Below are 21,500 nucleotides of genomic sequence, written 5' to 3'. Positions count from 1 at the left end.
GCTCTTTGTTCACTTCTATTCCAGTTGTCTATTTCTCAGAGCTATTCTCCGCTGCCCTCACGAGCCCGCTCTAACGCGGCAATGTCCAGCTTGCTCATCTGGAGCATCGCCTGCATGACTCTTTGTGCTTTGACAGGATCCGGATCACTCAGCAATCTCCCCGCTTCGGCCGGGAAAATCTGCCAGGACAAACCGTATCTGTCTTTCAGCCAACCGCACGGCCCTTCCGAGCCGCCTTCGGACAGCTTCTCCCACAGCTCGTCGACCTCCTCCTGCCCTTCGCAGTTCACCATCAGCGAGATCGCTTCCGTAAATTTGAACTCCGGGCCACCATTGAGTGCAGTGTAGACCTGTCCGTCCAGTACAAACGTTACAGTCATCACCAATCCGGCAGGACGTCTGCCGCCTTCTCCATAATAAGAGGTATTCAAGATTTTGGAATTTTTAAAAATTGAGGTATAGAATTTCGCCGCTTCTTCCGCTTCCGTATCGAACCATAGATTCGTGACAATTTTCGGCATTACAGATCCCTCCTAAATGTTGTTGTGCATTGGAACGTTCTGCTGTTCTACATTCCGGCAACGGGTCTCACTTCGACACTGGTCCCCTCACCGAGCAGAATCGGACAGCCCTTCGCAAGCTGAACCGCTTCCTCCATATCCACTGCGTTAACCAGGATATACCCGGCCATGGATTCTTTATGCTCAGTGTAGGGTCCATCCGTTGTTATGCCATGGGGCCGCAGCACTCTGCCTTCGGCGGATAGATGATTCCCGCCTGCTGCAAGTCTGTCCTGTGCAGCAAGACTGCTGGTCCATTCTCCCCACTGCTCCATGTAACCTTGCATTTGCACCGGCGTCGGCTGCGCTTCCGGGGTGGTGATATCCATACGGAATACGAACAGGAATTTGTTCATTGACTTGCCTCCTTGGCTTCTAGCCTTAGCTTCTAGCGTTCCCCATGACCCAAATCTTAAGACGTTCCCCTTCATTATAGAACAAAGGCTGACTTTCATTTCTTATGGATTGCTAAAATAACCCCGAAACCGTATAAGTTCTAACAGAACAAAAAACGAATTGGCCTACTGGAAAGGGATGCAGGAACGTTCGACTCCACCATGTAAATCCACAACCGCATGAGATTGTGGATTTTTGCATTTCTTCCGTCTTAATCTTTAGAATTACATCTACAGGATCTTTACCCTTATACATATCGCTGACCTTTTCACCTCGCGGAGTATACGCTCAAAAAGGAAAGGAGAGTCAAAAAGAAACGACCTCGCCGTCTTCAGGAACCCAAACGGAGTCCTCCAGATGTTGTTCCTTCAGAAACTTAGCAAGCTGATTTCGGCTCAATTTACTTTCTACGATAATTTCGAGTTAAAGGCACAGGTGAAAGTTCGCCCACATCACTCAACATCGGATCAATCAGTATACGTTTACCGTTTATGGTTAGAATTGATGTAGCGTGCCGGATATGTTGAACTGAAATGAGCATACTAGACAACTCCTCTAATTTAAATGCCGACCGGTCTATTTTGAAAATATCATATTAATCTCATAGTATATAGGAAGCCGTTTCCCTCGGATGGCTAAGAGGAAAATGATGACCATATGGAACAACATCAATCTCACCAAGATGTAATGGAGCAGAATAGCTTCTATCATGATCTCCCCAAATAATATGAAGCTTATCCCTTGGTACTTTGGTGAAATCGCCTTGATAGTCTTTCGATAGAAAACGATTTAGCTGAAGAGTTGTATTTAATATTCTAGGCGAAGTAAAGCTGTTGCTTACTTTTGCAATATAATGTTTCGGAATGCTCTCCGTATTTTCAAACAGACCATTACCAATTAAATAACGTTCTATTGAATTAGCAGTTGCTAACTTCAATGCCCATTTGTTCATAAATTGAGGAACATTAAACGATTTAGAATTTCTTTTCGAAACAGGGGGCTGAAGTAAAGTAATAGTATTCTTCATATTTATGTACTCTCGCACTAATGCTTCCAGCAGAATAATTGCTCCGAAGGAATGGCCGATCCAATGTGCACCATCAGCAGCTTTTCCCAATAACTCTTTCACTAAATTCAAATAGAGATCTAGAAGATTTTTCTCTCGTTTAAAAGGGGAACGTCCTAAACCAGGAAGATCTGGAATCCATACGGGTTGCCCAGTTTTTTCATGAAGCTCTAATCCTAAAGGAAATAAATCCTCTCCATCACTCAACAAACCGTGTAATAAAATAAATGGCTTACCCTCTCCTGGTATTTGATAAATCACAGTGTTTCCGATTAAGGTTCGTTCAAATAGATGATTATGCTGGTCATTTTGATACATCAAGCGATAATCCAAATCCGCTACTACGGCCGGGAAAAAATTCATAACACTCGTCTTAGTAAACCAATCTTCTCCCATGATTTTTTTCGATGAATCATTTGGAAACTTTCTATTTGTAATAAAGTTCAGTCCATCAGATGGAATTTGTGTTATTTTACTTATCCCACTTTTCATAAGTGCCTTCACGAAGCGAATGGGCACAGAGATTTTAGGTGCTGCCATATTCATACTTTCTGACATAACTTCTAATAATTCAGATATATCCGGATCAAGCTGGTTGTCTTGAACAAGTGTATATGTTTGAATAGACGATTGCTCCAGCTTAAAAACCTGAACAATAAACTTCGCTAGCTCATCGTTTGAAATAAGCGGTAATTTATACCCCTTGCCTCCAGGAATAAATGGCATCAGCCCTCTTCGCATACTCGCCACAAGCAAGCCTAAGCCTGCTGTTTGCTCCGTACTCCCTGTTTTACTACTGCCGACTACAGTTGGTGGATTAATCACAGAAAGCGGATAGCCTATTGCGGATGCCTGCTGGCGAATATAAAGATCTGCTAAAAATTTTGTTTTTTCATAAGGATTCTTTATTTTTAAATAGTCGTGCCCTTCTTTAAACACATCAATCGCAACCTTGCTATTATTATCATCAAAGGGGGACATATATCCTACTACATGAATAAATTGCTGCAAGCCCTTCAATTGATGGATACTTTTAGCGAATTCACTGATATGCTTGGCGCCGTTTAAAAATACAGATGTTGCCTCTTGCTGTGTCGCTTGAATATCCATTTGTCCACCTGCGTGAATAATAACATCCGTGTTCGATACCCTATCCTTATCTTCATCACTTAAACCTAAATCTGTTTTTGTCAAATCACCTTCAATAAAGTGCAGGGCCGCTTCGTTTAAAATACCTTTTTCTTGAAAAGCACGTGTTGCTTTACTTTTTGACCTCACTAAAAGAAAAATCATAACATCCTCTTTAAGAAGCTCCTCCACTAATTGCCTCCCAATAAAACCTGTTCCACCTGTTAGAAATATTGTCCTCATATCATTCGCTCTCCTTTTTAGTACTGTGTAGTACTAATTTAGTGTAAAAAAAATGCTTCTCTTATCGAAGCAAGTTGAAAAATTGGCTGGCTGTTTTCATGATAACAGTTGCATCCTTCAATGTTTCTGAAAGAAACAGCGCTCCTTCAAGATTCGTTATAAAAAGTGCCGCTACCTCGTCAATATGAATCGTATTTCTAAACTCGCCTTTTTCTACTCCTTGTTTTAGTAATAGAGAGACTTTCATTTGTAATCCTGTAAAAAAGAGACCTATTTTTTCTTTTATGTGTGTAGCTTGTGCAGGACTTTGAATATAAAGAGTAATAAATGGACAGCTGCCCTTATACTCTCTTGACTGAACTCCCTGTGATAAATGCTCTAAAAACATCTGGACACGATCTTCAACTGATAATTGGTTCTGAGAAAGTATTTGATCCATTGCACGCTGATACGTTTCAATCCAATAATCAACGACCCCTGCTAACAATTCCTCCTTATCAGAGAAGTGATAATACACATTAGATTTTGAGACTTTGCTTACACGTACTAATTCATCCATGCTTGTATAAGCAAATCCTTTTTCTAAAAATAATGTTGCCGCTACTTCAATCACACGTTTTTGATTCATTATTTTTCCCTTTGTCATAACTAGAACTATACAGTACTAATTTGAATGTTGCAAGTGAGAAAATAGTGCAACTGAAATTTCATGTTTCTTGAACATGTCAACTTTGGAAAAAAAGGTTAGGGATCAGGGCTAGAGATGATAAGTAAGCAAGCTTAGGCCACCTCCCCAAACAATCTAATCATCACGCGGCAGCGAATTGTGAAAGTACTCCTACCAGTTCTCTTGTCCTTCTGATAGAAACATATGTCTACTATCGATAATAACAAGCCACTGACCTTTACTTTTCACGTCCAAGACTAGTGATAGTTCTTACCGTACTCCATCCCGTTGTTCACGGTTTCTACTAATCCGCTCTATTGACCATTGGAATATTATCACATATTATTACATCTATAAAATTAATTCTAATTAATGGCATTTAGTTAGGTGGTGTTTCCATGAAACCTACAACCACGATTCGCGATCAATTAGCGGCTTATCTAACTCAGCAAGACATGTCCATTCATCAATTTTCCATACAATCCGGAATTAATTCCGGAACACTCAGTCGTGTAATTGGTGACCGGCAGCCGATTGCTATGAATCATCTGGAGCGGATCACTCAGGGAATGAAGCTGCAGGAGGATCATTTCTTCAGCTTATACGTGGATGAATGTTTTCATCATTCGGCACCGACCTGGCGGCGGTTACGCCCGTTTCTGATGCGTTCAGCGGCGCTCGGCCGCCTCGATTGCATTGAGCAGGTGGTTCAGAATCTGCTCGACAATCTGATCTATGCCCCCATGCTATTTGAAGTGGCTGAGGGGCTGTATCAGCAGGGGCAATGGCAAGCCGCAGCGCTGCTATATAAGAATGTGAGTGCCAGTGAGAAATATCAGAATTCGGAGCGGCTGGCGTTATGTCAATACCGCCTATTTAGAATTGCCCTGGGTGACGATCAGAGCATTAATTCGCGGGAGGCAATCCTCTTCGAGTGTTACATAGATCGGCTGGATGAGGCTGATCAATTAGATGGAATAATAGACCTGCTGAATGTCTATTATTCCTTGCAGCAGTGGCCTAAAGTGGAGGAACTCGCACAGAAGATGCTCCGACTGGCTACACTCCGTTATAATCTACATCGCCAGTCGAATCGTAAACAAGACAACGGAAAAATGCCTCAAAGACCGCTATACCTATATATTCTAAACGCCTATCTCTTTCTCTCAAGTATTTGCATGGAATATGGGGACTATAAGTCTGCGATAGAGCGCGTGCCACTCTATATGGACGGAAGCTGGATACAGGAAGATAATGAAGAAGTGCAACGGACATTAGCCCAGTTCCGGGAGTGGGGTACGGCAAACATCTATTTGTATCGCGTGCTGGACGGACAACTGGAGGTACTAGCTGACTATGTGGAATATATCTCAACACAACCGGACGAGATATTTACGGCTGTATACAATATTATCAAATCGGCTAACCAGTATGACTGGAATGTAGATCACATTCTGGAGCGCTTCTCTGCCTATATCCCTTATCGGACATACAGATCGAAACTTTGTGAATACAATCAGCAGATTATGGCAGACAAACACGCCAGATTTCTTGCTGAACTGGCAGTCTATTACTTACACAATAAGCGAAATGAAGAATTCAGCTTCGTGCTGCAAAGTATGGAAACCTCCGCTAAGATAAACAATGAGAGTATAGCAATCACTTGTGTCGAACTGTTTGAGCAATATCGGTATGCAGCAGGAGAAGAAGAACTGGATAGATACAAACTTCTGATCAGAACAGCGCGGAATGCGAAAGCTAAGAAGATTCATCAAGCTCCTAGTTTTATGTAGTTTGGTCGCTGTAATTGTTTTTCCTTCTGGAAACATCGAAATCGTAGCAGATAGTACTCAAATCCAAACCATGTCCCATGGTATCGGCGGTAGTTAAATCTCATTATCACCGAAAGTCCGCTTGCTAACCAACCGACGTTCTCGATTTTTTCGAGAGCGTTTTTCATTTTCTTCCTTATAGCTACAAGCTTTCATGAACCTCCAGTTGAACTGGGGAGTGCTTATACAAAAAGTCCGGGCCACTTCGCCCGGACTTCATAGTTAAATCTATATGATAATTATTTGCTGTCCATCCACCCAAAATGGAAGCTCCCCGGCTGATCCAGCCGTTCAAAGGTATGGGCTCCGAAATAATCTCTTTGGGCCTGCAGCAGGTTAGCCGGGAGACGTTCCGAACGATAGCTGTCATAATAGGCCAGGCCGGAGGCAAAGGCCGGAACCGGAATCCCTCTTTTAACGGCAATCGCAACCACATCTCTCCAGGCTTCCTGGTAGTTGTGAACAACGCCGCTGAAATACTCATCCAGGAAAAGGTTTTTCAGCTCAGGGTCGCGGTCATAGGCGTCCTTGATATTCTGCAGGAAGCCAGCACGGATGATGCAGCCTCCACGGAAGATCATCGCAATACTGCCATAGCTCAGGTTCCAGTTATATTCGTCTGAAGCCACTCTCATCTGGGCAAAGCCTTGGGCGTAGGAGGCGATTTTGCTGGCATACAGGGCTTTGCGGACCGCTTCGATGAATTCCTTGGCATCGCCGTCATAACCCTTGACTTCAGGGCCCTTCAGACGTTTGCTCGCAGCCACGCGTTCTTCCTTCATCGCCGAGATAAACCGTGCAAAGACAGATTCAGTAATGATGGATAACGGAACGCCCAAATCGAGGGCATTTTGACTTGTCCATTTACCTGTTCCCTTTTGTCCGGCGGAATCCAGGATGACATCGACCATCGGCTTGCCTGTATCCGGGTCAGCTTTGGCGAAAATGTCGGCTGTGATCTCGATGAGATAGCTATTTAGCTCCCCGCGGTTCCACTCTGAGAAAATCTCATGTAACTCATGGGTGTCCAGACCCAGTACATCCTTCAGCAGTTGATACGCTTCGCCAATAAGCTGCATATCGCCGTATTCGATGCCGTTATGCACCATTTTGACATAGTGTCCGGCACCGTCTTCCCCGATGTAGGTCGAGCAAGGATCGCCGTCCACTTTGGCAGAAATAGCTGTCAGGATCGGCTCCACCAGCTCGTAGGCATCCTTTTGTCCGCCCGGCATAATCGCCGGTCCCTTCAGCGCTCCTTCTTCACCGCCTGATACCCCTGCGCCGATAAACCGGAAGCCTTGGGCCTGCAGCTCCTTATTCCGTCTTTGCGTATCCGGGAAAAAAGCATTCCCGCCGTCAATCAGGATATCCCCTGGCGACAAATGCGGCACCAGCTGCTGAATCGTATCATCTGTCGGCTTACCGGCCTTAACCATAATCATAATTTTGCGCGGCGTCTCCAGGGATTCGACAAACTCTTCGATGCTGTAGGCACCGGCGAAGTTTTTACCTGCTGCTTCTGCCAGCAGCTCATCCGTCTTCTCCCGCGAACGGTTGTACAGGGCTACCGAGAACCCTTTGCTCTCCATATTCAAGGCCAGGTTCTTGCCCATGACGGCCAAACCGACCACACCAATCTGCTGTTTACCCATCGTTAATAGACCTCCTATATATGTGCTGAGTCGTTTTAGACCTGCGGAGCCTTTTTCCAGTCAGCAGCGAACTTCTCCAGTCCCTGATCGGTCAGCGGATGCTTGGAGATTTGCTCAATGACGCTGAACGGAATGGTGGCAATATGTGCACCGGCCATCGCTACGCGGGTCACGTGGTCCGGATGGCGGACCGAAGCGGCGATAATTTGCGCGCCCAGGTTATGAATACGGAACAGCTCGGCGACTTTCACGATCAATTGGACTCCATCCTCCGAAATATCATCCAGGCGGCCCAGGAATGGCGATACGTAGGTGGCTCCTGCACGGGCAGCGAGCAATGCCTGGTTGACGGTGAAGATCAGGGTCACGTTGGTTTTTACACCCTTTTGGGTCAGATACCGGCAGGCCTCCAGACCTGCGAGCGTCATCGGGAGCTTGATGGTAATGTTTTTATCATAATTGTTGATCTTAATCAGCTCGTTAGCCTGTGCAATCATCTCTTCCGCAGTAACGGCATCCGGTGTAACTTCGGCCGACACAGATTCCACTTCAGGCACGATGCGCAGAATTTCTGCAATGCGGTCTTCGAATTTCACGCCTTCTTTAGCGACCAGGGACGGGTTCGTCGTAACGCCGGACAGGATACCGATCTGGTATGCTTTTTGGATGTCTTCCACATTTGCCGTATCGATAAAAAATTTCATATTTGTAAACCTCCATTTTTAGTTGAACTAAACTTAGTATTAAAAATTTGAAGCATCAGGCAATGGCACTTCCATTTCTTCTTCAATTGCAGAGTCGAGCCACCAGTGATGTCCATCCTTGGCCAGCAGCTGATCCGATTCAGCGGGTCCGAACGTGCCCGCAGCATACGGATAAAGAGGAACACTATTCTTGGCAAAAGCATCCAGGATCGGCTGCACCCATTTCCAGGACAGCTCCACCTCATCCCAATGCGCAAAGAACGATGGATCACCGTGTAAAGCGTCATAAATCAGATTCTCATATGCCTCCGGCACTTCAATAGAGCTCGTATGGAAGTCAATGTGCATTGCCTTGAACTTCCCTTTGTACCGGGGATCTCTTGCTTTGAGCTGCAGGGTAATGCCTTCGTTCGGGCTGATCTCGAATACCAGAAGATTGGGGATATCATCCTCGGCGGCGGACGAGTTCTGCTTGAGCGGCTCTTTGAACTCAATCACAATGCGCGTGGATTTCTCTTTCATTCTTTTCCCGGTCCGGATATAGAAAGGAACACCCTTCCAGAAAGGATCATCGATCGTAAGTCTGGCTGCAATAAACGTATCATTCATCGATCCGGGTGCAATTCCTGGTTCGGATGTATAGCCTGTGACCGGCTTGCCCTGGATAGTGCCTGCGCTGTACTGCCCCCGGATCACGCCAAACTGGACATCCGCTTCTTCCAGCGGCTCCAGAGCTTCCATAACCTCTTTCTTCTTGAAGCGGACCTCTTCGGCAGAACTGTCCTTCGGCAGGCGGATCGCCAGCATCATGAGCAGCTGCAGCATATGATTCTGGAACATGTCTCTGAGCGCACCCACATGGTCGTAATAGCCCGCTCTTTCTTCCACACCCACGGTTTCGCCTGCGGTAATCTGTACATTGGCAATGTAGCGGTTGTTCCACAGTGCATGAAGCACCGGATTCGTCTGCTGGAACACATCCAGCTCCTGCACCATCGGTTTGCCAAGGTAATGGTCGATCCGGAAAATTTCATCCTCGGTAAAAGCCTCGCTCAGCTTCAAATTCAGCTCCTGCGCTGACTGCAGATCATGTCCGAAAGGCTTCTCGATCACCAGGCGTTTCCAGCCTTTGGCGGCACCCAGGCCACTCTCTTTAATGTTCAAAGCAATCGGTTCAAAAAACTCGGGGCCGACGGATAAGTAGAACATCCGGTTAGGGGAACTTCCCATACCCTTTTCCTGCTGTTCAACCCGCTCCAATAACTTCAGATAATCCTCTGTGTGCCCTACATCCAGCACATTATATCGGAAGGCCTTCAGGAAGCCGCGCACGGACGCAGAATCATTTACTTCCCGCCGGGAAAAGTCCCGGATCGACCGCTCCACCATAGCCTGAAAGGCTTCATCAGCCACTTCTCTTCTGCCAAGACCAATCACAGAGAATGAATGGTGCAGCTTGTGATCGAGATACAGATTATACAGCGCAGGGTAGATCTTTCTACGGGCTAAATCTCCTGTCGCTCCAAACAAAACAAATGTGGTTGCCTCCATCTCCATTCTCCTTCTGCTCTGGTTTAACTTTCCTGGTTACACTATAATACAAATACGACCTATACAAGTAATTAATATATTTCACAGGAGCTATAGACCATGTCTATGAACAATTTTGAACTGTACAAAGTTTTTTACTGGGCAGCCAAAACCGGAAGCCTGACCCAAGCCGCCAAATCCCTGTATATTACCCAGCCAAGTGTCAGCCATGCCATTAAGCAATTGGAGGATAGCTTTGGCCTGACCCTGTTTACCCGGAATTCCAAAGGTGTCGCCCTGACACCAGAAGGAGCCACCCTATACTCGTATATTGAGCAGTCGCACATCCTGATCACCCAGGCGGAGAAGAAGATGACCGAGCTCAAAAACCTCGACAACGGAGAGCTGCGGATCGGCGGCAGTGACTCCCTGTTCAAGCATTATCTGCTGCCCTTCATCGAAATCTTTCATCAGCGTTACCCCGGCATCCGGCTGCATCTGATCCACGGAACCACACCGGAAGTCATCTCCTACTTAAAAGAAGGGCTCGTTGATCTGGGCGTGGTTCGCATGCCCATCACCGATCCCCAGCTTGAGGTGCGGCAGGGTCTGCAGCTGCAGGACTGCTTCATCGCGGGCTGCCATTATGCCGAGTTGAATCAGAAGGTGCTCTCGATCAAGGAGCTGCTTCAGTATCCCATTATCCTCTTCTCCCGCAGTAGCCGGGCACGAATGGCGATCACGGACTTGTTCCAGGGGTACGGCTATGATCTGAAGCCTGAATTTGAGGTCGGCAGCGTTGGCCTGCTGATCGAATTCGCCCGCAAAGGGCTCGGCATCTCCTTCGTCACCCGTGAATTCGTATCCAAGGAGCTGGAGGAAGGCTCTCTTTTCGAGATTAAGCTCGACGTGCAGCTCCCCCCTGCCCAGGTGGGCATGATGACGATGCGCAACATGCCGCTGACGACCGCGGCGAGCAAGTTCATTGAGCTTACGAAGTAGGGAGACTGGGGCAGGAATGAAACGCCTCTTGGGGTTTCTTTGCAGTGTGAACAATATGGGAAAAATGTATTTTTAATTGAAAAATACAAACAAACGTTCTATACTGAGGTTCTACATTAATGGGGAAGGTGAAATCAAGGGGATGAATATTATGAATCCATTTGAACATTGTCCAATCTATGAAACCGATCATTTAGTATTCACAAAAGTTAAAGAAGAAGATGCACAAGAGCTTTTTGATTGTTATTCCGACCCGATAACGAAAGGTCATATGAATAATGATAATTGTGGCGGCGAATGGGATTGTCCCAGTATAGATCATGTTAGACAAGGGATTAGTGGATGGAATAAAGAATTCGACGCCGGATTTTTTATTCGATGGAGTGTCCGTTACAAGCAGCTGCATAAAATAATTGGAACCATTGAAATAGCACCTATCCCTAATACAACAAGGTTTCTGGATGGTGTTTGCCAATCAGGCATTCTGAGAATTGACATGATTTCGTCCTTTGAGGATCGGGCCATTTTTTCCGGGATTCTAAAAATAGTAACTGATCATTTTTACATGGATTTTGGGATACAAAATATTATTACCAAAGCCACAACAGATGATATCGAAAGAATTCAAGCCTTAGAGGAGAATCATTTCGTAAAAATAGAAAATAATACCTTTGTTCCTTTTGATGATTATTATTTAAAAAAGTATAGTGATTAATATCAGCATAATAGAAATCGGCATTCAAACTTTGGTCAGTTTGAATGCCGATTTTAAAATCAATTAAATGCCACCTATATTATTTCAACGGAATAGAATAAAATAACCGGCTGCCCTTGTTGTTGGTGTACCAGACAATTTTATCACCAACCAGAATAGGATTGGTCTCAGATAAGGCAAAATGCGCAAGGGTCTGAATGCCTCCTGTGGCCTGCCCGTTTCCATCAATATATACATATTTCAGGTCGCCAGGATTCCCTTTCTTATCGAATTCCTGCCACAGCACCATCAGCCTGTCATCCGAGATTTTAACTAATTTAGGAATGGATGCGATCTTGTCTGTTCCAACATATTTAGCCAAAGTGATGTGCTGGACAGAAGCGCTGGACATACTGGACTTGGGCAGCACACTAAGTAGGATATCCCGCTGGTCTATGTCCAGACCTACCATCTCATAAGAGGTATATTCCGTAACAGCTGAATGGTCCACGCTGTTCATCGCGACGATATAACTGCCCGAAGACATTTCAAATCCGCCGATAGAAACACCGGTAGCATTCGCTCCAATCGCACCTGGAATAGCAAACAAATCCACTTTGCTGTAGCTGTTCCCGTCCCCTTTACTCAGCACGACCGAACGGGGATAGGCGTCCCCATGATCTACAAGTACCTGAGCACTGCCGTCGAACAACACATATTGATCGAAGGAATGGCTGACATGATTTTTCTGGAATCTCCCCAGATCATTAGTCACTTTCATAGTTGAGGTATTTACCATAATCGTAAGCTGGGACTGATGATTTAATCCATCGGGTGTGGTATATCTTTTACGTGCGGTGTGTAGCACCAGGGTATCCCCAACCTCCGCCATCCGGCCGGAACCCGCTTCAAAAGGTTCAATCGTATAGCTCTCCCCGCCTTTAATGGAGACACTGTCGATCCGATTGAAGCTTTTATCATACCGGACAATACGAATCACTTCTTTATCGTTGTTCTCCTCCGTATTCTCTTGCCCAAAAGCGATATAGTTATATTTCACGCCGCTATAAAAACCCCCGAACAACGGAAGCTCGTACCCCAGCTTGTTGCTGGCAATCAACTCATATTTCTCATTATAGGTTTCAATCGTAATCTCTTTATTCGCCTCTATGACACTCACCGTCTGATCCTGATTATTGACCAGGTAGGAGGTGACCGGACTTTTCCATCTCGGGAAATCGGAAGTTTCCCCGTTATCCTTGGCTCCAAACGCTGTCTTCACCCGGTAGGCGTTGTCAGGAATCTTCGAGAAGACCGATATTCGATTGGCTTGGTTATCGTATTCAATATCAAATGGAATCTTGCCCGACAAATCTCTTAATTGAAAATAATTGCTGCCGCCTATCGTATAGGCTGTAATCTGTTGCTGCTTTCCATCGACCAGGATCTTGGATGTGGAGAGTGAGGCTATGTATTTTGTACTGCGGCTGTAATAGCTGCTGTTGGGTGACGCTTCAGGCGTATAGGCTTGTCCTGTTACAATCTCTACTGCGTTCTGCTGTTTATTCCAAGTCACATCGAATTGGCTCGCCGTCCCCGATAATTGCTTCGCAATATCCCGCAGACTGTAATAATTGCTGCCCGCTATGTTGAAGCCGTATAGTGACTGTTCCTCTCCATTAAAGTATGTCTTGCTGTCTGTCAGCATAGCCTGGGCAGTATTGCCGGCAAGTGCTGGCCTGCTTAGTAGCGGTGCAAGCAATAACAGGACCAGCAGTAACTTCATCAACCTTTTCATTCTTCATTTCCTCCATGTTTTCATTCAATATACAGAAGCCGCTTCGGCTTCATGTAGTCTTTATCGGTTATCCGGCAGCATCCAATCACCCTATCGTGGAGCAGGCTCAGGAGTTGCGAAACCGCCCGAAACCCTCCACTACTTGAAATGGAGATACCAGTACACGGCAACCTCTTCACACGCTTTTGGAATCCCTCTGTACACATATTTATCGAATCCGCCAATGACGAACCCGATACTCTCATAGAACCTGCAAGCACTCACGTTTATACTCTGCGTTTCCAGCATAATTCCAGGCAGTTCCTGTTCCAACGCCCAGTGTCTGGCCTGTTCCATTAATTGTCTGCCGACCCCATGCCGTCTGAATGCTTTGTCCACCTGTATCATTTCAATAAGAGCATAATGGTTCCAATTCTTCTTCAACACAATTCGGCCCACTGTCTGATTCTCCGCATAAGCCAAATAGGTCACCTGATCGGGATGAATACGCTCGGTGGAACCGTCCGCTGCGTCTGCCTCTTCAGAAACTTCTGCTGTGTAGCTCTTCTCATAGCTTGGAATATCTTTCACTGTATAGTTGAACTGGTTCCCTGAAAATGACAGGACGAGAACTGAATCTACGATAAAAGAATCATCGATGTCCGCCAAGCTGCCCTGTTCTTCAACCGCCATTTCACGGATGGAGATATCAAGAAAAGCTGAAGCTTCTTCATCGTGTGCTCTCCATACTTCGTTTGGATTCATTATTGAACCCTCCTTTAATTTTTACAATCCTGGCGCTTACTTCGTCACCCTTGACAAAACAGGTCTACTCCAATAAACTCCCAGCTAAAGGTCTATTGCAATAAACTTAGGGCTTGAGGTGAGAGAAAATGGAGCCGTATAAACTGTTTGATGCGGAATATAAATTTGTATCGCTTATTTGGGAGCACGAACCGGTGAATTCAACTGAACTGGTGAAGCTGTGCCAAGGCGAATTAGGCTGGAAAAAATCCACGACCTATACCGTGCTAAGGAAGCTGTGTGAACGCGGGGTTCTGCAAAATGAAAAGACTATAGTGACAGCCCTGATCAAACGCGGGGATGCCCAAAGATATGAGAGTGAAGCCCTGCTCGACAAAGCCTTTGACGGCTCATTGCCGAAATTCCTAACCGCCTTCTTAGGTACCCGCCGGATCTCCCCCACAGAAGCAGAGCAGCTCAAACGCATTATTGAGGAGGCCACCCAATGACCGCATGGTTCACCGCCATCCTGAATATGAGCATTACCGCCAGTTATGTCGCCGTGGCCGTGATCATCGTCCGCCTGTTTTTGCGTAAAGCCCCCAAAACCTTTTCCTATTTATTATGGGCGGCTGTGCTCATAAGGCTGATACTCCCTTTTAGCTATTGTTCCGGCCTCAGCCTCCTAAGCTTTCTGGTACCTAATGTTCAGACGGGAAGCGGAGCGATGGAATATGTCTCAGGTCAGATCGGCCTAATGAATACCCCTATGGTCAACATCGGGACCGATATCGTCAACCAAGTAGTTAATGCTTCGCTGCCCCCTGCCACCCCTGCCGGAAGTGTGAATTCCATGCAAATCATTATGGAGCTTGCCGCCATAGTCTGGCTGATTGGCATCGTGCTGCTGCTGGGCTACAGTGTAATTTCCTACCTTAAACTCTTGGACAGAGTGAGAACGGCTACGCTTGTGGATGGATATGTCTTTGAATCGGATCGGGTCACTACACCTTTTGTCTATGGCTTCATCCGGCCCAGAATCGTGATTCCAGTTGGCCTCAGGGACAACGAACTGACTTATATCCTGGAGCATGAGCTGACGCATATCCGTAGACGGGATTATCTGATTAAGCCGTTTGCGTTCCTCGTGCTTACTCTTCACTGGTTCAATCCGCTGATGTGGATCTCTTTCATGCTGATGAGCAAGGATATGGAGATGTCCTGCGACGAAAGTGTGCTGCGCAAACTGGGTAATGGGGCAAAAGCCGGTTATTCCCGCTCGCTGCTGGCTTTTTCCGTAAAACGGGGGCGTCCGCTGTCCGGCAGTCCGCTTGCTTTTGGCGAGAGCAGCATTCATGCCAGAATTAATAATATCCTGAACTATAAAAAGCCAAAGGTTGGAGTGGTCGCAGCGGCCTGTATGTTATCAGTGATCTTCATGGTGGGGTTTACCGCCAACCCGGCCGGCAATCAGGAACGTTCAGTGGATCAGCCGGGCAAGCTCGCTTCCGTCTGGGCGAACGCCCTCGTCTCCCGTGACGGTCACCCCCGCTATAAGATGATGTCGGCCGCCATGAAGGAGCAATTCAAGCAAGAGCAAATCGCAAGAAGCGGCCAGGACTGGAATTACAACATCGGCGTGTCCAGCCCTTGGGTAGTCGATTACAAAATTCACATGGAGGGCCACACCGCCCGCATCACTTACCTCTCCCAAACCAGCGAGCCAGCCCATTACCAAACGGAAGAGAGCCTTACCTTCAGGGTTGAAGACGGGAAACTCGTGGTTGCAGAGTATCACACGGTTTATGAGGAGAGGCCTTTTAATGCAGAAGCTAGTATCTCTGCCTTTAACTCCTGGGTTAAGGGCTGATTGTGAAATGTCAAAGCGTACGGATTGATCTCCACCTCCTTGCCTTCCTCAGCCATCTTTTCAGCCATATAGAGCAGCCCCTTTAATGGACTCGTTGATTCATTCAACAGATGGACCGTTAGTTCGTCTAATAACTGCTGTTCATGGACAGTTTGGAACTGCAGCAACCCGTGAGTGCTCCGGAGCTGTGATTCATAATCACTATAGTTCTCAATGACATCCCAGCCGGGCCATATACACTGAAGCTGCCTGGATAAGCCGGAAATCACATCAGCATGCCAAAATTCCAATCGTTTCTGCGCAATATCCAGATGGAAGCCACCCAGAGGAAAGTCTTTCTTCCATTCGCTAAGCGTAAGCTTGGGATAGCCATATGCTCTATTGATCTTCTGGACCATTTCAGGGCCATGAAATAAATACTCATCTATCCCTCCCCCTAAGGGGAACATTAGCATTTCATTTGCTGAGAAGCTTACACTGGCTATGGTTTCAACCCAGTCCCGATATTCAGGAGGCGTTAAACTTATACCTTTTAAATCATCCTCATGATCGGTTAGCACCTTTTCCTTGGGGTAACCTACATAAGAGGCAATATCGGCAATGCCGCCGGAAGCCCATTCCACTTCCCAACCCGCCCACGTTTTCCCCAAAAGCTGTAAATATAGATTTCGAAGCGGAATGTCAAACCGTATATCTTCACCGCCGTAGATCAACAATTTCTTCATGTCTACATCAAGAACCGCACCGCCTTCAGCCCATATATCATTGAGCCACCCGGATTCATCTACCTTAGTTTGCATTTCAATAAATGGGGTAGCATACTCCGGCCCCCAGAACAAGTCACGTGGCAGCGTATTCGCACACCAATGGCTATAATACAACTCATAAGTTCGATTCCTGACAATGACGAGATTTGCCCTTTGACCCACTTGTATCCTCCGTTCAAAATAAATACTAATACCTAGCCCATACTACTGTTAGTTTGAAACCCAACCGTCTTTCCATCTCTGGAATCAAATCCGTTAATTCATCTTCATTCCCTCTACCTTCAATAACAAACCTAGCGAACCCCGCAGGCAAGTGCTAGTCCAGACGGTTAAGATCTGTTCCCTGATTGCAGCAGGGCATATGTATGCTTAAGTCATCAAAATCATGGGCGAAGCTCCTTGTCATCTCTTCCTGCCACCATGCCACATCCAGTATTTCAGAACAAAAAGGGCAGGCCACATACTCGAAATTCCCTCCTTGATCAATAAACTGGACCGAATCAAAGACATGAATATCGTAAGTGATCGCGTGGTCATCCAGAAGACTTCTCAGATTCTGAATCATGGGCGAAGCCGGTATCAATGTATAGTTCTCCTCAGGGATCAGCCTTATGATGTTCTCGGACATTTGATGCTCCCTTCGTTGAAGCCATATGATTTCTTACCAATAAGTCTTTTCCACAGGTTGCGTAGGAATCTAAGAAGCTGTTATCAATATGAAGATGCTTTAAAAACCGAATAGAAGGAAATAGAAGAAATCGAAAATGGAAAGAACGCTACTGACATACTGTTGGCAGTAGGGGGATTGTATACTCAAGACATCCAAAGTGAAAGTGAGGTTATCTAGATGGCATGTCTTTAAAAGAAACGAATGGTACGCTGAAGGCTGATGAGCGTCAACTGTACTCCCCCTGCTGGAGAGCTACAGGATACCGCATCTTTTCGCGGATTCCATGAGAGATTTGTACAAATGCTTAACAAACTCACGTTAGTTGATGTTTTCAGTATTGAATGCGACTCCTTTTGTACAGGGTAGCACAAGCTAAACATAAACACACTCCGTACATTGGCCATTAATGAACACCTGTAACATAAACTACCGCATATACTAAGGAGGACACTATGTCAGTAATTGGACCCGACTTCATTTCACTTCAAGTGAGCAATCTTGAAAGCTCTGCGGAATTCTATCAAAACTATCTCGGACTTGTCCGCTCACTGGCGGGACCACCTCATGCTGTGGTCTTTGAAACAAAGCCTATTGCATTTGCTCTTCGTGACCTAATGCCAGGAGTAGAACTCGGTTCAGGTACTCAGCCTGGACTTGGTGTCGCTCTCTGGCTTCATGCCCCTGATACGCAAGAAATCCACGACAAGCTTATTGCAGCAGGCGTAAAGATTACATCCGCACCAATAGATGGACCATTCGGGCGAACCTTTACATTTTCCGACCCAGACGGTTACCTAGTTACCCTTCACAGTAAAGCCTAAATCCGTAAATGTATCAAGCAAGCTTATGATAGTGATGACTTCCTCTGTCACAGGGAGCCAGGTGATTATTACGAGGTTAAGATTATTTCTCTAAAAGTGATATACTCCCCGTACGGTAGACAGGTGAAATCATTAAACCTGTTACTGTAAGCGGAGTTTTTGCATGTCTAAAGGAAGCTTAGTGCAACGGAGGAAGTTTAGCTATCCTTCAAGAGATTGAAAGCCGCCATAGTGGAATAAAGGGAGCATCCGTATGAATTCTCCAAATCACTGCCCCAGCTGAATTCACATAATCCCCATAATTAATCATCTATCGACTTCCCTTCAACATGTTCATTTTTGAGCCTATTATAATATGACATTGGTTAGAGATACCAATATTGTCATGCTATATGATCTGAAGCGAAGTGGAAAAAGTAAACCTAATCCCCTGGAATTGCAGCTCAAAAGGGGATTAGTTGGATTTTGTACATCTAATCCCAGCCCATTTCCACCTTACAGGTGGTTTCAGCAGAATTAGTGATCCTTTTTCCAACTACGAGTCCTCCATGAGCCCAATGAGTTCCATTAGTGATCCTTTTTCCACTAAGAGCGGCTGCAATTCCTCCTCAATTCCTCTCAATTCCTCAATTCAACTCGATACACGCACTCCCAAACCAGCTAAATGCCAAAAGAACACAGAAAACCCGGCTACTCTCCCATCACGGAGGTAACCGGGTTATGTATTAATCCATACCCATAGGATAAATATGACATACTGCTGTCACCGCTCTATGATATAACAAAGACAAAAATGAGGTGCGAAAGCTATGGCGAGCTATGAGTATTTGTCCAAGGAGGATCTGCTAGAGGCCATTCACACTAAATATATCCTTCTGGATGCAGAATTCGAGGACATCGACAATAGCCAGAAAGATGTGAGAATACCCGGAGCAGATAAAACCCCTGCCGAGGTCATCGCCTACCAGCTAGGCTGGCTTCAGCTTGTTATGGGCTGGGACAAGGATGAACGGGAAGGCCGGGCCGTGAGTATGCCCTCTCCAGGCTACAAATGGAACCAGCTTGGCGGACTGTACCAGTCTTTTTACAGAACATACGCCGAGTATTCCCTCCCCGAGCTGCGGGACTTATTCCGGCAGATGGAACAGCAGTGGCTGGACTGGGTCGGCACGCTAACGGAAGAAGAGCTTTTTACGCAGGGCATCCGCCATTGGACCGGCAGCAAGGAGAACTGGCCCATGGCAAGATGGATTCACATCAATTCGGTGGCACCCTTCACCAGCTTCCGGGCAAAGCTCAGAAAGTGGAAGAAACACATACACATTCACTTGGTACCCGTTGATCCGCTGGTTGATCCGCCCGTTGATCCACTCGTTGATCCGTCGGTTGATCCGCCGTCCGTCCCTTGACCGCCGTTTCTTTGCGTCCTGCCATTCATGCCAGGAAAGCCGCCGTTCCCCCGGCCTCCACCCTTAAAGTTCTTGCCGCCGTTCATTCCCGGGAATCCGTTCATCCTTGAACCGGAGTCGGTACTCGGGATTTGTTGGGCGGTAATGGCGTCACAGGAGACAAGCACCATGGAACAGCTAAGCATTAGAAGCAGCACTGAGATACAGGTTCTCTTGCTCCGCATCCTATGACACCTTCTTTCTGAATATATAATCGTATATGTCCTTGAATCCCATGTAAGAAAATATAATCAGCAGCGGATACACCGGATAAATATAGCGGGACTTGATCTCCCACAGCAGATAGAATCCGATGAACCCCAGAATCACCAGAATCAGAGGGGTTTCGGCATACCGTCCAGCCTTTAATCCGCCGATCAACCGAACAAGAATACCAGCATACATCACCATATTCAGGACATACATCATCCAGATCAATCCTCTTCTGGCATCCGAATCTCCCTTGAACCCATCCGAAGCAAACGTATGATATACATAGCTATCCATAACAAAGCCCATTCTTCCGTGATTGCTGGACGAGCCGTCATTACCTATCCCATACCGCTCCATCTGGTACGTACCTTCAGTCCAGGTCCATATCAGCTTTTTATAATACATCTTCCCTAACTCGCCCACCGTGGCTGCAGACAACTTATTCGCGATGGATTCCTTGAACAGTTCCGTGCTTTCCGCCTTGTTATAGCCCGCATCCTGCTGATAGATGCTATAGCTCTCCCGGTTATCCCAGAAGCCGAACGTCTCCAGATTGATGCCCATATTCAGCCACATGTAGACAGGCGCTGAGTTGGTATTGACCGGTTCTTCTACGACATGTGTAGCCTGCAGCACAGCATTTTGCGTCCAGTTCGGAACATTGAAGAGTACGGCTGTGATGCCTACTGCGATGATGAGTTTTTTGAGCCCAAGGGTCCGCATGTGAAATAGAAGAGTTAGCAGCACCGTAATCAGGAAAATAACGCCAATACTCCGGAAATAGTTCCCTACTGCCAGCAAAATGGCTGCGATGAGGATATCCCTCAGTGAATGAGTTCTTATGAACCGTATTGCAAAATAGAATGCACTGGTCAGAAAAGCGGTGGCAATCACGTCATTATAGATGAGATTACTCATGAACAACGAAGGAATGTAAGTCGCGGCAAACACCAGGACTCCATAGTCATTAAGCTTGGACTTCGTGTTGAGCTCTTTGTACAGCAAGTAGATCATTAGCGTAGTAACCAGTGAAAACAGAATATTGAAACCCTTGATCACCAGATAATTATCCGGAAACAGGTACAGCAGCGTCTTCAAATACAGCACGATGGAGAATTGGAACGGAAACATATGAAGATAGCCGCTTGTTTCGAAGGAAGAATAATCGTTCCGGTACAGCATATCCATAGCCAGTGAGAGCACCGTCTGGGAATCATCCGTGGGCAAGCGGGTGAACAGGAAGATGATCACGATTTGGATGGCACAAGAAAAAAGCAGCGTGAGCGGAATGACAATCCTCGGACTGTACTTATCGAGCTTCAGGCACATTCTATACAGAACGATGCTTGCAGCAAGGACGACTAAGATCAGCACAATGAACATAAGCAGCTTTTGCCGTTCCAGAACCGGCGTGTCGCCGTCTGCAAAATAGTTGTACTCCGCCCGGAGAAAGAAGGAGGAAGCGATGAACAGGCTTATAAAAAGAGCCAGTATGACATACAATGTTCGTTGAATTCCCTTTACCATGGACAACCTCCCTAGCAGCAGTGCCTGTGTTGTATTTATCACATGCCTGGATATATAGAAGCAGTATAATGGTCCAATCTGAAAATTTGATGAAAGTCACGCAGATCTGAACAGGAACGGAAGAGAATGAACATACGTAAGAGATCCTATGAAATTCAATACAGTCTAGATAAGAGGAGTGTATCC

19 protein-coding genes are annotated in these 21,500 nt (G+C 46.2%); 7 read left to right on the top strand and 12 right to left on the bottom strand.

Going from position 1 to position 21,500, the window contains the following annotated elements; translation table 11 throughout:
• Nucleotides 1-41: 41 nt before the first annotated feature.
• From A3848_RS07625 to A3848_RS07610, 4 genes are all read right to left on the bottom strand, one after another.
• On the bottom strand, nt 42-521 hold the full coding sequence (locus A3848_RS07625) for a VOC family protein (RefSeq protein ID WP_074084357.1): 480 nt from the start codon (nt 519-521) through the stop codon (nt 42-44).
• 47 nt (nt 522-568) lie between these two features.
• Nucleotides 569-916 carry a YciI family protein gene (locus A3848_RS07620; protein WP_074084356.1) on the bottom strand — a complete coding sequence of 116 codons (348 nt, stop codon included), beginning with the start codon at nt 914-916 and terminating at the stop codon, nt 569-571.
• Between the two features lie 641 nt (nt 917-1,557).
• Nucleotides 1,558-3,393 (bottom strand): alpha/beta fold hydrolase, encoded by a 1,836-nt coding sequence (locus A3848_RS07615; RefSeq protein WP_074084355.1) that lies wholly within the window; start codon nt 3,391-3,393, stop codon nt 1,558-1,560.
• 61 nt (nt 3,394-3,454) lie between these two features.
• Complete coding sequence (locus tag A3848_RS07610) at nt 3,455-4,021, bottom strand: TetR/AcrR family transcriptional regulator (RefSeq protein ID WP_074084354.1); 567 nt, start codon at nt 4,019-4,021, stop codon at nt 3,455-3,457.
• Nucleotides 4,022-4,458: 437 nt separating this feature from the next.
• On the opposite strand from A3848_RS07610, the gene A3848_RS07605 reads away from it, so the two are divergent.
• Complete coding sequence (locus A3848_RS07605; protein WP_083611991.1) at nt 4,459-5,853, top strand: transcriptional regulator; 1,395 nt, start codon at nt 4,459-4,461, stop codon at nt 5,851-5,853.
• A 278-nt stretch (nt 5,854-6,131) separates the two neighbouring features.
• Here A3848_RS07605 and gndA read toward each other — a convergent pair whose 3' ends face one another.
• From gndA to zwf, 3 genes are read right to left on the bottom strand one after another with little or no spacing between them, the layout of a single operon-like run.
• Nucleotides 6,132-7,547 carry an NADP-dependent phosphogluconate dehydrogenase gene (gene gndA / locus A3848_RS07600; RefSeq protein ID WP_074084353.1) on the bottom strand — a complete coding sequence of 472 codons (1,416 nt, stop codon included), beginning with the start codon at nt 7,545-7,547 and terminating at the stop codon, nt 6,132-6,134.
• A gap of 35 nt (nt 7,548-7,582) precedes the next feature.
• A complete protein-coding gene (fsa, locus tag A3848_RS07595) occupies nt 7,583-8,251 on the bottom strand; it encodes a fructose-6-phosphate aldolase (RefSeq protein WP_074084352.1) in 669 nt (222 codons plus the stop codon).
• 39 nt (nt 8,252-8,290) lie between these two features.
• Entirely contained in the window at nt 8,291-9,802 is a 1,512-nt protein-coding gene (gene zwf / locus A3848_RS07590) for a glucose-6-phosphate dehydrogenase (protein ID WP_074084351.1), read from the bottom strand.
• Nucleotides 9,803-9,901: 99 nt separating this feature from the next.
• On the opposite strand from zwf, the gene A3848_RS07585 reads away from it, so the two are divergent.
• Both A3848_RS07585 and A3848_RS07580 read left to right on the top strand, forming a co-directional pair.
• A complete protein-coding gene (locus tag A3848_RS07585; RefSeq protein WP_074084350.1) occupies nt 9,902-10,783 on the top strand; it encodes a LysR family transcriptional regulator in 882 nt (293 codons plus the stop codon).
• Between the two features lie 151 nt (nt 10,784-10,934).
• On the top strand, nt 10,935-11,498 hold the full coding sequence (locus tag A3848_RS07580; RefSeq protein ID WP_074084349.1) for a GNAT family N-acetyltransferase: 564 nt from the start codon (nt 10,935-10,937) through the stop codon (nt 11,496-11,498).
• Between the two features lie 79 nt (nt 11,499-11,577).
• Here A3848_RS07580 and A3848_RS07575 read toward each other — a convergent pair whose 3' ends face one another.
• Nucleotides 11,578-13,275: a hypothetical protein gene (locus A3848_RS07575; RefSeq protein ID WP_074084348.1), complete on the bottom strand. Its 1,698-nt coding sequence runs from the start codon at nt 13,273-13,275 to the stop codon at nt 11,578-11,580.
• Between the two features lie 138 nt (nt 13,276-13,413).
• Complete coding sequence (locus A3848_RS07570) at nt 13,414-14,019, bottom strand: GNAT family N-acetyltransferase (RefSeq protein ID WP_074084347.1); 606 nt, start codon at nt 14,017-14,019, stop codon at nt 13,414-13,416.
• Between the two features lie 128 nt (nt 14,020-14,147).
• Between A3848_RS07570 and A3848_RS07565 the strand changes: the two genes are divergently transcribed.
• A complete protein-coding gene (locus tag A3848_RS07565; protein WP_074084346.1) occupies nt 14,148-14,507 on the top strand; it encodes a BlaI/MecI/CopY family transcriptional regulator in 360 nt (119 codons plus the stop codon).
• Nucleotides 14,504-15,868: a M56 family metallopeptidase gene (locus A3848_RS07560; protein ID WP_074084345.1), complete on the top strand. Its 1,365-nt coding sequence runs from the start codon at nt 14,504-14,506 to the stop codon at nt 15,866-15,868. The genes A3848_RS07565 and A3848_RS07560 overlap by 4 nt, the downstream gene beginning before the upstream one ends.
• On the opposite strand, the gene A3848_RS07555 is transcribed toward A3848_RS07560, so the two are convergent.
• Together A3848_RS07555 and A3848_RS07550 are read right to left on the bottom strand one after the other, a co-directional pair.
• Nucleotides 15,802-16,797 (bottom strand): hypothetical protein, encoded by a 996-nt coding sequence (locus tag A3848_RS07555; protein ID WP_074084344.1) that lies wholly within the window; start codon nt 16,795-16,797, stop codon nt 15,802-15,804. The genes A3848_RS07560 and A3848_RS07555 overlap by 67 nt on opposite strands.
• Nucleotides 16,798-16,951: 154 nt before the next feature.
• Nucleotides 16,952-17,263 carry a hypothetical protein gene (locus A3848_RS07550; protein WP_074084343.1) on the bottom strand — a complete coding sequence of 104 codons (312 nt, stop codon included), beginning with the start codon at nt 17,261-17,263 and terminating at the stop codon, nt 16,952-16,954.
• A 494-nt stretch (nt 17,264-17,757) separates the two neighbouring features.
• Between A3848_RS07550 and A3848_RS07545 the strand changes: the two genes are divergently transcribed.
• Together A3848_RS07545 and A3848_RS07540 are read left to right on the top strand one after the other, a co-directional pair.
• Nucleotides 17,758-18,126: a VOC family protein gene (locus A3848_RS07545; protein WP_074084342.1), complete on the top strand. Its 369-nt coding sequence runs from the start codon at nt 17,758-17,760 to the stop codon at nt 18,124-18,126.
• Nucleotides 18,127-18,935: 809 nt separating this feature from the next.
• Entirely contained in the window at nt 18,936-19,535 is a 600-nt protein-coding gene (locus A3848_RS07540) for a ClbS/DfsB family four-helix bundle protein (RefSeq protein WP_083611989.1), read from the top strand.
• 225 nt (nt 19,536-19,760) lie between these two features.
• Here the strand turns inward: A3848_RS07540 and A3848_RS07535 are convergent, their stop codons facing one another.
• Entirely contained in the window at nt 19,761-21,314 is a 1,554-nt protein-coding gene (locus tag A3848_RS07535; RefSeq protein ID WP_074084341.1) for a glycosyltransferase family 39 protein, read from the bottom strand.
• Nucleotides 21,315-21,500: the final 186 nt, after the last annotated feature.

Source organism: Paenibacillus sp. P32E (assembly GCF_001909085.1).
Classification (GTDB): Bacteria; Bacillota; Bacilli; order Paenibacillales; family Paenibacillaceae; genus Paenibacillus_AQ; species Paenibacillus_AQ helianthi.
This window is presented reverse-complemented; position numbering and strand designations above follow the sequence as displayed.

Excerpts from the sequence above, each read along its gene's own strand:
- A3848_RS07625 (WP_074084357.1), bottom strand. The coding sequence starts at position 521 with ATGCCGAAAATTGTCACGAATCTATGGTTCGATACGGAAGCGGAAGAA.
- A3848_RS07620 (WP_074084356.1), bottom strand. The coding sequence starts at position 916 with ATGAACAAATTCCTGTTCGTATTCCGTATGGATATCACCACCCCGGAA.
- A3848_RS07615 (WP_074084355.1), bottom strand. The coding sequence starts at position 3,393 with ATGAGGACAATATTTCTAACAGGTGGAACAGGTTTTATTGGGAGGCAA.
- A3848_RS07610 (WP_074084354.1), bottom strand. The coding sequence starts at position 4,021 with ATGAATCAAAAACGTGTGATTGAAGTAGCGGCAACATTATTTTTAGAA.
- A3848_RS07605 (WP_083611991.1), top strand. The coding sequence starts at position 4,459 with ATGAAACCTACAACCACGATTCGCGATCAATTAGCGGCTTATCTAACT.
- gndA (WP_074084353.1), bottom strand. The coding sequence starts at position 7,547 with ATGGGTAAACAGCAGATTGGTGTGGTCGGTTTGGCCGTCATGGGCAAG.
- fsa (WP_074084352.1), bottom strand. The coding sequence starts at position 8,251 with ATGAAATTTTTTATCGATACGGCAAATGTGGAAGACATCCAAAAAGCA.
- zwf (WP_074084351.1), bottom strand. The coding sequence starts at position 9,802 with ATGGAGGCAACCACATTTGTTTTGTTTGGAGCGACAGGAGATTTAGCC.
- A3848_RS07585 (WP_074084350.1), top strand. The coding sequence starts at position 9,902 with ATGTCTATGAACAATTTTGAACTGTACAAAGTTTTTTACTGGGCAGCC.
- A3848_RS07580 (WP_074084349.1), top strand. The coding sequence starts at position 10,935 with ATGAATCCATTTGAACATTGTCCAATCTATGAAACCGATCATTTAGTA.
- A3848_RS07575 (WP_074084348.1), bottom strand. The coding sequence starts at position 13,275 with ATGAAAAGGTTGATGAAGTTACTGCTGGTCCTGTTATTGCTTGCACCG.
- A3848_RS07570 (WP_074084347.1), bottom strand. The coding sequence starts at position 14,019 with ATGAATCCAAACGAAGTATGGAGAGCACACGATGAAGAAGCTTCAGCT.
- A3848_RS07565 (WP_074084346.1), top strand. The coding sequence starts at position 14,148 with ATGGAGCCGTATAAACTGTTTGATGCGGAATATAAATTTGTATCGCTT.
- A3848_RS07560 (WP_074084345.1), top strand. The coding sequence starts at position 14,504 with ATGACCGCATGGTTCACCGCCATCCTGAATATGAGCATTACCGCCAGT.
- A3848_RS07550 (WP_074084343.1), bottom strand. The coding sequence starts at position 17,263 with ATGTCCGAGAACATCATAAGGCTGATCCCTGAGGAGAACTATACATTG.
- A3848_RS07545 (WP_074084342.1), top strand. The coding sequence starts at position 17,758 with ATGTCAGTAATTGGACCCGACTTCATTTCACTTCAAGTGAGCAATCTT.
- A3848_RS07540 (WP_083611989.1), top strand. The coding sequence starts at position 18,936 with ATGGCGAGCTATGAGTATTTGTCCAAGGAGGATCTGCTAGAGGCCATT.
- A3848_RS07535 (WP_074084341.1), bottom strand. The coding sequence starts at position 21,314 with ATGGTAAAGGGAATTCAACGAACATTGTATGTCATACTGGCTCTTTTT.